Source organism: Cohnella sp. LGH (assembly GCF_017671885.1).
Taxonomy (GTDB): Bacteria; Bacillota; Bacilli; order Paenibacillales; family Paenibacillaceae; genus Cohnella; species Cohnella phaseoli.
The window spans coordinates 5955281-5967987 of sequence record NZ_CP072117.1 but is presented as its reverse complement, the minus strand read 5'-3'; the positions used below and the strand labels follow the sequence as shown (position 1 = coordinate 5967987).

Annotated in this window: 9 protein-coding genes; all 9 read left to right on the top strand. The window is 54.2% G+C overall.

Features of this window, described 5'->3' with window-relative positions:
- Nucleotides 1–43: 43 nt before the first annotated feature.
- The 9 genes from J4772_RS25055 to J4772_RS25015 all read left to right on the top strand — a co-directional run bounded on the left by J4772_RS25055 (nucleotide 44) and on the right by J4772_RS25015 (nucleotide 12707).
- Nucleotides 44–1147: a mandelate racemase/muconate lactonizing enzyme family protein gene (locus J4772_RS25055; RefSeq protein ID WP_209071878.1), complete on the top strand. Its 1104-nt coding sequence runs from the start codon at nucleotides 44–46 to the stop codon at nucleotides 1145–1147.
- Between the two features lie 24 nt (nucleotides 1148–1171).
- Nucleotides 1172–2188 (top strand): zinc-dependent alcohol dehydrogenase, encoded by a 1017-nt coding sequence (locus J4772_RS25050; protein WP_087568983.1) that lies wholly within the window; start codon nucleotides 1172–1174, stop codon nucleotides 2186–2188.
- Between the two features lie 15 nt (nucleotides 2189–2203).
- Nucleotides 2204–2971, top strand: a complete 768-nt coding sequence (locus J4772_RS25045) for an SDR family oxidoreductase (protein ID WP_087568982.1) — start codon at nucleotides 2204–2206, stop codon at nucleotides 2969–2971.
- A gap of 26 nt (nucleotides 2972–2997) precedes the next feature.
- A complete protein-coding gene (locus tag J4772_RS25040) occupies nucleotides 2998–3804 on the top strand; it encodes an SDR family oxidoreductase (protein WP_209071877.1) in 807 nt (268 codons plus the stop codon).
- Between the two features lie 15 nt (nucleotides 3805–3819).
- Nucleotides 3820–4638, top strand: coding sequence for a sugar phosphate isomerase/epimerase family protein (locus tag J4772_RS25035; protein ID WP_209071876.1), 819 nt, complete (start codon nucleotides 3820–3822; stop codon nucleotides 4636–4638).
- Nucleotides 4639–4733: 95 nt separating this feature from the next.
- On the top strand, nucleotides 4734–7814 hold the full coding sequence (locus J4772_RS25030) for a glycoside hydrolase family 2 TIM barrel-domain containing protein (protein WP_343222603.1): 3081 nt from the start codon (nucleotides 4734–4736) through the stop codon (nucleotides 7812–7814).
- Nucleotides 7815–7951: 137 nt separating this feature from the next.
- Nucleotides 7952–10312, top strand: coding sequence for a glycoside hydrolase family 2 protein (locus tag J4772_RS25025; protein ID WP_209071874.1), 2361 nt, complete (start codon nucleotides 7952–7954; stop codon nucleotides 10310–10312).
- 121 nt (nucleotides 10313–10433) lie between these two features.
- Complete coding sequence (locus J4772_RS25020; protein WP_087568977.1) at nucleotides 10434–11531, top strand: CoA transferase; 1098 nt, start codon at nucleotides 10434–10436, stop codon at nucleotides 11529–11531.
- A 42-nt stretch (nucleotides 11532–11573) separates the two neighbouring features.
- Nucleotides 11574–12707, top strand: a complete 1134-nt coding sequence (locus J4772_RS25015; protein WP_209071873.1) for a CaiB/BaiF CoA transferase family protein — start codon at nucleotides 11574–11576, stop codon at nucleotides 12705–12707.

Genomic DNA, 12707 nt, shown 5'->3' with positions numbered 1-12707 from the left:
GGAACGTTTGACTTCCGATCATTGACAATAGAGGGTGATCATAATGGCTAATGGAAAACGAATTACTCATATTCAAATCGATTATTTCCTCGTGCCTCTCTCGGAGCAATTGGGAGATGCGCGGCACGGCATTCATTCGCATTTCGAATTAATTACCGTCACGATTGGTCTGGAGAACGGCAGTGAAGGTGTCGGCTATACCTACACGGGCGGCGTAGGTGGAAGAGCGGTCTGTCAGATGATCGAACATGATCTGAAGCCGTTCCTGCTGGGCAAGGACGCCAGCTGCATCGAGAAGCATTGGGAAGAGATGAATTGGAAGATTCATTATGTAGGGCGCGGCGGCATTGCTTCATTTGCCATCTCGGCTGTTGATATCGCCCTCTGGGATCTACGCGGGAAGAGCTGCGACGAGCCGCTGTGGAAGCTGCTCGGCGGCCATGCCTCCTCCACGAAGGCTTATGCGGGAGCTATTGATCTCAATTTCAACAAGGAGAAGCTGTTAGCTAATATTCAAGGGTATATGGATAAAGGGTTCCAGGCCGTGAAGATCAAGCTGGGACAAGAGCGTCTGGCAGAGGACATCGAGCGTGTAGCAGCCGTTAGAGAACTGATTGGACCTGACCGCACCTTCATGGTGGATGCCAATATGAAATGGTCGGTGGAGACCTCCATCAAGGCTGCTAAACTGTTAGCGCCACATGATATCTTCTGGCTGGAGGAGCCGACAATTCCAGACGATTATGACGGCTACCGCCGGATCGGCGCGGAGGGCGGCTTGCCTATCGCGGCAGGCGAGAACTTCCATACCGTCTATGAATTCGTGAACATGATTACTCGCGGCAACATTGATTTCCCGCAGCCTGACGCGTCCAATATTGGCGGCGTAACGGGCTGGCTGAAGATTGCGAATCTTGCTTACGCTTACAATCTGCCTGTGTGCACACATGGCATGCAGGAGCTGCACGTCAGCTTAATGTCGGCGATGCCGAACGCGTCGTATCTGGAGGTGCACAGCTTCCCGATTGATCAATATACGAAGCGGCCGCTTGTTATTCAGGATGGAAGAGCCGTCGCGCCCGATGTGCCGGGCACAGGAGTGGTGTTCCGGTGGGAGTTGCTTCAGCCTTACAAGCAATTATTTTAAACATCTAATAGGGAGTGGATGGCAATGAAAGCTGCATTCTATGAGGGGAACAAAAGCATTGTAGTGGGTACAGGCGCGCGCAGAGAGCCAGGGCCTGCCGAGGTAGAGATCAAGGTCGCTTATGCGGGCATATGCGGAACGGACCTGCATATTTATCACGGCCACATGGACCATCGTGTGAAGCTGCCTCAAGTGATGGGGCACGAGATGTCGGGCGTCATCGAGCGTGTTGGCGGCGAGGTTGCGGACTATAAGCCGGGCGACAAGGTTACGGTGAAGCCGCTGGGGCCATGCGGAGAATGTCCGGCATGTCAGGATGGCTGCAGCCATATCTGCCATCGCTTGCAGTTCATGGGCATCGAGACAGACGGCGCGTTCCAATCCTATTGGACCGTTCCCGCAAGCACGCTGCATAGGCTGCCAGATGAGCTCAGCCTGCAGCATGGCGCGATGATTGAGCCGCTCGCCGTAGCTTGTCATGACGTTCGACTGGGTCAAGTAGCGCAGGGCGAATATGCCGTTGTAATCGGCGGAGGGCCCATCGGTACGTTGATAGCGCTTGTTGCCCGTGCTGCTGGAGCAAGGGTAGTTGTAGCGGAGATTAATCCATATCGTCTCCAGCTGTTGGAGGAGCTTGGCTTCGAAACATGCAACTCCAAGGAGCGGGATTTGGCGGAGTATGTGCAGGAAGCAACTGGCGGCAAAGGCGCCGATGTTGTGTTCGAGGTGACCTCCTCTCTGGCTGGCGCTGAGGTCATGACCAAGCTGCCGAAGGTTAGAGGACGTATTGTCATTGTTGGCATATTCAGCAAGCCTGTCCCGGTAGATCTGCATCGCTTCTTCTGGAGAGAGCTTCAGCTGTTCGGCGCGCGCGTGTATGAGCATAAGGACTTCGAGCAAGCGATTCAGCTTGCGGCAAGCGGCGAGCTTGGGCTTGATCGTCTGATCAGCGAGGTCTATCCTATCGAGCAGATTCAAGCGGGCTTTCAGCAGATGGAATCCGGCAGCGGCGTGATGAAGGTTCTTATTCAGTGCAATTAAGCGGGAGGTAGCGGGATGGCTATATTGGATTTATTTTCACTGCGGGGCAAAAAAGCATTGGTGACGGGCTGCAAGCGGGGCATCGGCAAATCTATGGCGATTGCGCTGGCGCAGGCTGGTGCGGATATTGTTGGCGTAAGCGCAACCCTGGAGCCAGGGAGCGAGGTGGAGCAGGAGGTGCGCCAGGCAGGGCGAAGCTTCGCCGGTTATGCCTGCGACTTCAGCGACCGCAACGCGTTGTACGCGTTTATCACCAAGCTGAAGGAAGAACATGCTGATATCGATATTATGGTGAACAATGCCGGCACCATCATGCGCAAGCCGGCAGCGGAGCATCCCGATGATTATTGGGATCATGTTATCGAAGTGAATCTCAACTCCCAATTCATATTGGCCAGGGAGATCGGACAAGGCATGCTGGAGCGTGGAGTGGGCAAAATTATTTTCACCGCGTCTCTTCTTACGTATCAGGGCGGCATTAACGTGCCTGGCTATGCAGCGAGCAAGGGCGGCATTGGACAGCTGACCAAGGCGCTGGCGAATGAATGGTCCTCGCGCGGCATTCAGGTGAATGCGATTGCTCCCGGCTACATCGAGACGGATAATACGGAGCAACTGAGAGGGGACCCTGTCCGTTATGAGGCAATTCTGGGCCGGATACCTGCAGCTCGCTGGGGAAGACCGGAGGACCTGAATGGAGCTGTTATCTATCTGGCTTCCTCCGCATCCGATTACGTAACCGGGACGATTGTTACGGTGGACGGCGGATGGATGGGCAGATAGCACTCTGACATGAAAGTAGGGATCCCATGACGCGTGAGACTAAGACTGTTGTCATTACGGGAGCTACAAGCGGCATTGGCCGCAACATGGCGCTTTATTTTGGGAATAAAGGCTATCAAGTCATTGGCACGGGCAGGGATCGCAATCGCATGAATGCCCTTCAGGAGGAGCTTGCAGCCTTCCCGACGCCAGGAAGAGTCTTCCAGGTGGATGTTCGCAGGTATGAGGAGATGAAGGATCTTGTCCGTCGACTGGAGTCGGAGCTTGGGGTTGTTCATGTCTGGATCAATAATGCAGGCGTGAATCGAGCGATTGGACCGACATGGGAGGTGGACCCTGAGACGTGGGGAGAAGATGTGGATATTAATCTTAGAGGAACCTTCTATGGCGTCCATGCGATTGTCCCCATGATGCTGAGACAGGGCTTCGGCCGCATCGTCAACTTAATTGGCGGCGGAACCACTCATGCGATGAAGAACAGCAACGCTTATGGAACGGCAAAGACGGCGGTTGCCAGATTTACAGAAAATTTGGCGGAGGAGCTGGAGGAGACGGGAGCTTCTATCAAGGTGTTTGCGTTGAATCCAGGACTGAATGATTCGGAGATGACAAGAGCTCTGCGAGCAACGCCGGAAGGGAAACGGTATTTCCCTGATATGGAGGAATGGATACGTAATGGCGTAGCGAATCCTCAGGAAGCGCCGGCATGCGCCTACAAGCTGGCGGAGGGACTGGCGGACCAATTCCATGGACGCATAGTGACCATATACGATCCTATAACGGAAGCGGGTTCGCTCCAGCCTGATCAATACAAGCTGCGACTGCAGAGCTGAGAAAAGGTGAAATCCATGAAATTACATCTATACAAAGCGCTCTGGGGGATGGAAGGCACCTATAGCGAGCAGTTCAAGCGAGCGGCGGATGCGGGGTATACCGGCATTGAAGCGCCAATGCCTCTGCCAGAGCAGGAGGCGGCCTTCCGCGAAGCGCTTCAGACCTATTCGCTTGCCTATATCGCCCAGATTTTCACTGGCGGTGAGGATCATATTGAATCCTTCAAGGAGCAGGTGGAGAGAGCTGCCGGCTTCGAGCCCCAGCTCATTGTTTCGCACAGCGCCCGGGATCGTATGAGCCATGATGAGCAGGATCGGTTCTTCGAGGCGGCGCTCCGAATAGAGGGGGACAACGGTATAATAGTTGCACACGAGACACATAGGCATCGGGCCATGTTCTCGCCGTGGACAACGGCAAGACTGCTGCATAAGTTCCCGGAGTTGCGAATTACGGCAGATTTCAGCCATTGGACGAATGTATGTGAATCTCTCCTTCATGACATGGAGGAGGAGATTGAGCTTGCCATCGCACACACCCATCATATCCATGGCAGAATCGGCTTCTCCCAGGGCCCGCAGGTTCCGCATCCTGCAGCACCGGAATGGAGCATGGAGCGGGAACGCTTCGAGGGCTGGTGGAAGCGGATGTTCAGCCGTCGCCAGTCGCAGGGGGAAGCTGTAAGCACGATGACGCCTGAATTTGGGCCAGTACCCTATATGCCGACGCTTGCCTTTACGAAGCAGCCTGTTGCAGATCTATGCGATGTGAATGAATGGATCGCCAATCGGGTGAGAACCAGCTATCCAGACTGGATTGCTGCTGATGGCAATTGATGTCTTGCCCGGCTGAATAACACATAGAGCACTCGGGTCCTTCGGAAACGGGTGCTCTTCGTCTCCCTTAAGGGAATAGTCTAACTATTATAGGAGTGATACCTTTGTTGGAAATCGATAAATATTGGGAAGATCCCCGTACACTGCACATAAACCGCGAGAAGCCAAGAGCTTATTATATTCCGCATGCGGATGCCGATGGAGCTGCCTCCCGGAAGAGAGGGCGCTCTCCTTATTATCAGACCTTAAATGGCGCTTGGAAATTCCAATACTACGCCAGTGTGGAGGAGGTTCGCGACAGCTTCTATGAAGCGGCTTATGATGCAGGAAGCTGGTCCTCCCTATTAGTCCCCTCCTGCTGGCAGAATAACGGCTACGACGGCATGCATTATTCCAATCTGAACTACACCATTCCATGCGACCCTCCCTTTGTGCCGGACGACAATCCCGCAGGGCTGTACATTCGGGAGTTCAACCTCTCACCGGATTGGACGGAGAAGGAAAAATATGTGGTGTTCGAGGGTGTGAATGCGTGCTTCTATCTATGGGTGAACGGAAGCTTCGTCGGCTATAGCCAAGGAAGCCGGGTGCCTGCCGAGTTCAACATCAGCAAGCACCTTGTCTCTGGCGTTAACCGGATGGCGGTTATGGTGCTGAAATTTTGTGATGGCACTTACCTCGAGGATCAGGATTTATGGAGATATACGGGCATATTCCGGGATGTCTATATGCTGGCGAGGGATAAGGCGCATATTCGCGACGTGTTCGTGCGTACAACGCTGCTGAACGGCGACCGTGAGGCTCAACTGAATATCGAGCTGGAGATGGCCGGCGGTGCCGTTGTACAAGCTGTTCTGCGAGATCCAAGCGGCCTTGAAATAGCTGCGGCGCAAGGTGAAATAGGGCAACAAGGGGGACAGCTTCATATGCAGGTGCTGGACCCGCAGCTCTGGAGTGCGGAGCAGCCGGTGCTGTATGAGCTGCTTTTGTCCTCGGGTGAAGAGGTGCTGCGCTTCAGCGTTGGCTTCCGCCGAGTGGAGATTCAAGAGGGCGTGTTCCAGATCAATGGCGTTCCCGTGAAGCTGAAGGGCGTCAATCGCCACGATTCCCATCCAAGCCTTGGCCAGACCATTCCTCTGCAGCATATGATTCAGGATCTTCAGGTGATGAAGCGGCACAATATCAATACCATTCGGGCATCTCATTATCCCAATGATCCCAGATTTCTGGAGCTCTGCAATGAATACGGCTTCTATGTAGTGGACGAAGCGGACCTGGAGTGCCATGGGCTGGCTATCGCCGATAACTGGGACAATATGGCCAAAGGGCTTGGGATGCAATCCTATACGGACTTCCATGAGCTGTCCAACAATCCTGATTGGGAGGAGGCCTTCGTCGATCGGGCGGTTCGCATGGTGGAGCGCGATAAAAACAACCCTTGCGTGGTGATCTGGTCGATGGGCAACGAGTCGGGATACGGTCCTAATCATATTGCCATGGCGAAGTGGACGCGGGAGAGGGACAGCGCAAGGCCTGTTCATTATGAAGGAGGGGCCTCCCTGTACCTGGGTCATCCCGATACAAGCGCGTTGGACATGGAAAGCCGCATGTATGCATCTGTTCCGGAGATTGAAGCCTATGCCAAGGATGAGTCGAAGCTGAAGCCGCTGTTCCTGTGCGAATACAGCCACGCCATGGGCAATGGCCCCGGCGATTTGCTGGACTACTGGAAAGTCATCTACGCCGAGCCAAAGCTGATGGGCGGCTGTGTGTGGGAATGGTGCGACCACGGCATTGAGAGGGAAACCGAGCATGGCGAAACGTATTATGCGTACGGCGGCGACTTCGGCGAGAAGCCGCATGACGGCAATTTCTGCATTGATGGCCTGGTAGCTCCCGATCGTACGCCGCATACCGGCCTGCTGGAGCTGAAGCAGGTCATAGCGCCTGTTCGGATGGATGCCGTTGAGCTGGAGAAGGGCCGGCTGCAGATTCGCAATCTGTATGACTTCGTGGACCTCTCCCATTTGGTCTTCTATTGGAAGGTGGAGCGTGAGGGCGTGATCCTCCAGCAAGGCGAGCTTCGGGACTTGCGAACGGCTCCGCATACCGGAGAAGTGGTGGAGCTTCCGCTGCAACCGAAGCTGTTCACTCTGGATGCGGTTAGCTTGACCATATCCTGCTGCCTGGAGGAGGAAAACGTGTGGGCGGAGCGTGGGCATGAAATCATGTTCCAGCAATTTGAGCTGACGGCAAGTGTTGGCAGCGGTGCTTCCAAGCTATTTGAAAACAAGGCCTCTCATACCTCCATCCAAGTGCTGGAGGTGGAGCGTAAGCTCCTTATTACTGGCTTTGACTTCAGCCATTCCTTCGATCTGCGGAAGGGTATGCCGGATCAGCTGACAAGGCACGGGGTGGCGCTGCTGGAGCAGCCTCTATCCTTCAATATGTGGCGAGCGCCTCTAGATAACGACAGACCGCTGGTCGCGAGATGGCAATATGAAGGGCTGGAGCATGCCGGCATGAAGGTGTATCGCTGTGATTGGGAGCAGCGTGCCGAGGGCGAGGTTGTCGTGACCGTTGAGTTTTCCTTGGGTCTCTACACGCGTAAGCCTATTGTGCGAGGGTCAGCCCAGTGGCTGTTCGATGCCCAAGGCGCGGTAACGGTGAAGGCAAGCGCAGAGGTGAAGAAGGAGATAGACTTCCTGCCTCGCTTCGGCTTGCAGCTAAGATTGCCGGCAGCCATGAATACGGTGGAGTATGTCGGTTATGGACCGCATGAGAGCTATGTGGACAAGCGTCAGAGCGTACGCAAGGGCAGATATGTACAGCGCGTTGAGGAAATGGGCGAGTCTTATATTATGCCGCAAGAGAACGGCTCCAGATGGGGCACGGATTGGGCTGTCGTATCCAATGAGCTGGGCATGGGGCTGCTGCTGGACGGTACAGAACCCTTCTCGTTGAACGCTTCCCGTTATTTGCCTCAGGATCTGACGGCAGCCAAGCATACGTATGAGCTTCAGCAGAGGAAGGAAACGATCGTTCAGCTCGATTACAAGATGAGCGGGGTAGGCTCGCACTCATGTGGTCCCAAGCTGATGGATAAGTACCAGCTGAAGGAGAAGCAATTTGATTTCCAATTCACCTTAAGACCTGTGTTTAAGGAAGATGAGTAAAAACGTATTGACGCCTAGCCTATCCAACTGTATAATCAACTAAAAACGGAACAATGTTCCGAAAATAATTAAAAAAAACAAAATTTTCGGATTGTTGTTCTGTATTAAAATGTGGACCTATAATGGGAGGTTATGGCATGTCACGTGTAGTGAAAGATTTAAGCGGCAAGCTCTGGCAGATGGAGAAGATGAGAGTAGGCGAAGGGGAACGAGAAGGGTTCCATATCCTTCCGGCAGAGCGGCAGGGTGTTATATTCAGCTGGAATTATGCTTCTGTGCCAGGGGATGTATACACGGATTTGCAGCGCGCTGGTGAATTGGAGGATCCTTACTTCGGTCGCAACATGCACAAGGCCAAGTGGGTGCAGGAATATGAGTGGTGGTACATTCGCAGGTTCAACGTCTCGCAGGATATGAAGGGCAAGAAGGTGCATCTGGAATTTGAAGGCGTTGACTACAGCTGCACCGTATGGCTGAACGGCCAATTGCTGGGCAGTCATGAGGGCATGTTCTCTCCTTTCTCCTTCGAGGTCAGCCAGTACCTCAACTTTGATGAATGGGCTGGCGGCTCCAATCAGCTGGCGGTCAAGCTGGACCCGCCGCCGAAGAATTTCCGCAATGTCGGCGGCAAGAAGGTGAACTTCTCTGGCGATTATTTCACCGGCCTGGTGCCATTCGGCATCTGGCGTCCCGTACGCCTCGTGGCTACTGAGGATGTGCGCATTGTGAATTATCGCACCGAGTCCGAGCTTAAGGATGGGGGCGCTGCCGTTCATGTGGAGGTTGAGCTCGACAATATGGCTGCAGAGTCGGCAACCGTCCAGCTCCAGATCGCGTTGAAGGGCCATAATTTCGAATCTGAGACGATCACTCGTACGGTGGAGGCAGAGGTTCAAGCCGGCAGCCATACTGTGAAGGCAAGTGTAGACGTTGCGGACGCTAAGCTGTGGTGGCCTTGGGATATGGGCACTCCGAATTTGTACGATATGGCAATTACAGTCCGGAAGAACGGTTCGGAGCAGGATCGTGTTGAGGACAGAATCGGTATCCGTACGATTCAGATGGAGAAGAATCCAGGCTTCACCGAAGCGGAGTCGGAATATCCGTGGACCTTCGTTATTAACGGCAAGCGCCAATTCCTGCGCTCGGCATGCTGGGGCGGCCAGCCGTCCTTCCTGTATGGACGGAACAGCACGAAGAAATATGAGCATCTGCTTCGTCTGGTGAAGGAGAGCAATATCAACAATCTGCGTATCTTCGGCTGGCATCCGCCGGAAATTCCGACCTTCTATAAGCTGTGCGATGAGCTCGGCATTACAGTGTGGACGAACTTCACGTTCTCTACACAAGCCTTCTCCAATGAGCCCGCATTTGTAGACTCGGTAGCGAAGGAATGTATTGAAATTGTGAAGCTTCGCCGCAATCACCCCTCCAATATTTATTGGATGGGCGGCGAAGAGGTGTTTTTCACAGATGCTCATATTGAGAGCGGCAACAAGGAGCTCATGGAAGCGATCGGCGTTGCCATTGGGGCATACACCTCCGTTCCTTACGGGCTTGCATCGCCGCTTAGCAATGAGTTCGGCCAGAGCATGGGCTTCAAGCCCAAGGAGTCCCAGCACGCCAACGAGCATTATTACGGCGGCGGCCGAAGCTTCATGGAGGAATATTACCCGGCTCTGGATTGCTCCATCATTCCGGAATTGACGGCGGCGTCGGCGCCATCTATCGAAAGCCTGAGGAAGTTTATTCCGGAGAACGAGCTTTGGCCGATGGGACCAAGCTGGGGCTACCACTGGGCCGATATCCACATTCTCCAAGGACTGAACATTGAGGTGTTCGGCGATAAGAGAATGGATTCACTGGAGCAGTTCGTGGAATCGACTCAAATCGCCCACGGCACGATTCTGCAGTTTGCCCTTGAATTGTACCGCAGACGGAAGCCTCGTATGAGCGGCGTGTCACTCTGTCACTTCATTACGCACTGGCCTGACATCAAGTGGGGGCTTGTCGATTATTATGGTCAGAAAAAAATCAGCTTCGACTATGTCAAGAGGAGCTATCAGCCGCTTCTGCCAAGCTTGGCATTCGCGAAGAGAAGATGGAACCCGGGCGAGACGTTCCAAGGCGAGCTGTGGATTGTGAATGACTACCATGAGGCCTACGGGGACACCGAGCTGGAATGGACGCTAAGCAATCATAAAGGCGAGGTTGTACAGAGCGGAACGATAGAGGCGCAAGTCGCTTCTAACAGCTCCGCCAAATTCAGCGACATTGCATGGAAGGTGGATGCTGACGCGGCAGGCGAGTTCTCGGTTGCGCTGACGTTGAAGCAAGGCGGCAGCGTGCTGGCCAGCAATGCCTACAAGCTGCTTATTGGCGATCAGGCCGAAGCGAAGCGCATTTGTATCGAGCATCTGGACGAAAGCAACAAGCTGCGCGATGAATATGGCCACAGCTATTACCGCTACAACCCTGAGCTTTGGGAGCTGGAATAATATCGGCAAGCGGTTGAATAATTATCGATTCTTGAGGGAGTAAGGGATGAACATGCGACTACGTTTGTTCCATCCCTTCCCCTGTTTCTTGGAAGATTGTAACGGCTCAGGAGGGGATGGCTTGCTTCCATTAGAGGGTTTGCTCGTTGTGGAATACTGCACGCAGCTTGCCGGTCCCTTCGCGGGGTTAAGACTGGCTGATCTTGGGGCGCGTGTCATCCGAATCGAGGGGACGGAGGATGAGCCGCTTCCGCTCATCAGCTTGTACCGCAACAAGGAGAGATTTCAGTTCTGCGTCGCCACTGGAGGAGAGCATGCGAAGCTGAGCAAGCTGATTGCGGAAGCTGATGTTCTCATCGAAGGGCCGCCTGCAAGCGGGTTGCAGACAACGCTGCTCCCCTATGAGAGAACGCAAGCGCTGAATGCCAAGCTGATCCATGCCAGCATAACGGGTTATGGCCGGAAAGGAGCCTGGAGTGCGAAGCCGTATGATGACTTGTTCGTCCAGTCACTCACGGGCATGCCTTGGCTGAGCGGAAATGCCAATGATCCCCCAATCCCATTCCCGCTGTCCACGGTGGAGATGTTCGCAAGCGCAAATCTCGTGCAAGGCATTCTGGCCGCTCTTGTGCTCCGTTCCAAGTCGGGGGAGGGAATGCTTGTTGAGGTTAGTCTGCTGGAGTCGGCGATTGATTATCAATTCGAGGTGTTGACGACTCATCTTAATGATGGAGGACAGTTGCCGCAGCGAAGCTCGTTAAATAATGCCCATGCTTATCTGGCGGCTCCATATGGAATCTATGAGACGGCTGATGGGTATTTGGCTCTGGCTATGGGCTCTGTGCTGGAGCTGGGCGCGCTGCTGCAATGCGAAGCTTTGGCCCACTATGAGGATGTTGCCAGCTGGTTCTTGAGGCGGGATGAAATTAAAGGTCTGCTCGCCGATCATCTCAGAACCAAAGCGGCTGCGGACTGGGCGGAGGACCTGGTAGCGGGCGGCTACTGGTGCGCCGTGGTTCAGACGGTTGACGAACTGCTTCAGCACGAAGGCTTCCTAGCCTTGCGGAATATACAGCAGGTGCAAGCGGAGGAGCGAGGCTTATTCCTTACGCCTTATTGTCCCATTCGATTCGACAACAACTATATGGGAAGTCGCCGTGGAGTTGGGCAGGCGGGCATGGACAACGCCAGGCTTGAGGCGGAATTTCAGCTGCTATAGCCGCAGCAGCTGCATATTAAGTTGAAGCGAGAGTGATACATCATGATGCCGAGACCGCTGGAGGGCTTGCTTGTGCTTGACTTCAGTCAATTCCTGTCTGGTCCTTATGCAGGCTTGCGATTAGCGGATTTGGGCGCGCGAGTCATAAAGATTGAGCGGCTGGACTGCGGGGATTTGTGCAGAAGGCTGTATATTTCGAATTTGGAGCTGGATGGGGACAGCACGCTGTTTCACTCCATCAATCGGAATAAGGAAAGCTATGCTGTCGACTTGAAGTCCGAGGCTGATCGTTGCAAGGTGCGGAAGCTGCTGAGCCATGCGGATATGATGGTTCAGAATTTTCGGCCGGGTGTCATTGAGAAGCTTGGTTTCGGCTATGAAGAGGTGAAAGCCATTAATCCGCGTCTCATCTACGGCTCTATTAGCGGATATGGAGGGAACAGTCCACTCCGTGATAGACCTGGACAGGATCTGCTGCTCCAGGCGCTCACGGGGCTGCCCTGGCTGCACCGAGACAAGTCGAGACGGGTGCCTATCCCATTTGGTCTTGCCATTGCAGATATGATAACCGGAGCCCACCTTGTGCAAGGCATGCTGGCGGCTCTTGTGCGTCGATCCATCCAAGGCAGCGGCGCATTTGTAGAGGTCAATATGCTGGCATCCACCTTGGATGCCATGCAGGAGATCTGGGAGGAAAAGTGGATGCCGGATCGAGGCTCTAGCTTACCTGTCGAAGGAGCAGAAGGATCGGAGTCCATCCGCTGGCTGAAGGGGCTGTATCCAACAGCTGCAGGCTATATTGCGCTCGGCGATATGCCTCTTCACACATTGGCCCAGGCGATTGCCCCTCACTTCACCTTGGATACGCTCGGCGAAGCTACGGCTGCCCGCATGGAGGAGTTGCTGACAACACGTCCTGCTCATTATTGGAGCGTTGAACTGCAAAAGGCCGGCATTCCTTGCGAGGAGCTGCTGGATTGGATGCAGCTTATGCAGGAGGAAGCGTTCAGAGAGCTGCGTATGACGCAGGACATCTATCGAAGCAACGGAGCCCGTATGACGGCAATCTCCTGTCCCATCAGGTTGAACGGCCATCGGCTGCAGTCCTCTAGAGGAGCGCCGCGTATTGGAGAGCATAACGCCGTTGTTGAATCGGAATGGAACATTACACGTTGA

What these genes read in the sequence shown, in the direction of transcription:
- J4772_RS25055 (WP_209071878.1), top strand. Translation starts at nt 44, where the DNA reads ATGGCTAATGGAAAACGAATTACTCATATTCAAATCGATTATTTCCTC.
- J4772_RS25050 (WP_087568983.1), top strand. Translation starts at nt 1,172, where the DNA reads ATGAAAGCTGCATTCTATGAGGGGAACAAAAGCATTGTAGTGGGTACA.
- J4772_RS25045 (WP_087568982.1), top strand. Translation starts at nt 2,204, where the DNA reads ATGGCTATATTGGATTTATTTTCACTGCGGGGCAAAAAAGCATTGGTG.
- J4772_RS25040 (WP_209071877.1), top strand. Translation starts at nt 2,998, where the DNA reads ATGACGCGTGAGACTAAGACTGTTGTCATTACGGGAGCTACAAGCGGC.
- J4772_RS25035 (WP_209071876.1), top strand. Translation starts at nt 3,820, where the DNA reads ATGAAATTACATCTATACAAAGCGCTCTGGGGGATGGAAGGCACCTAT.
- J4772_RS25025 (WP_209071874.1), top strand. Translation starts at nt 7,952, where the DNA reads ATGTCACGTGTAGTGAAAGATTTAAGCGGCAAGCTCTGGCAGATGGAG.
- J4772_RS25015 (WP_209071873.1), top strand. Translation starts at nt 11,574, where the DNA reads ATGATGCCGAGACCGCTGGAGGGCTTGCTTGTGCTTGACTTCAGTCAA.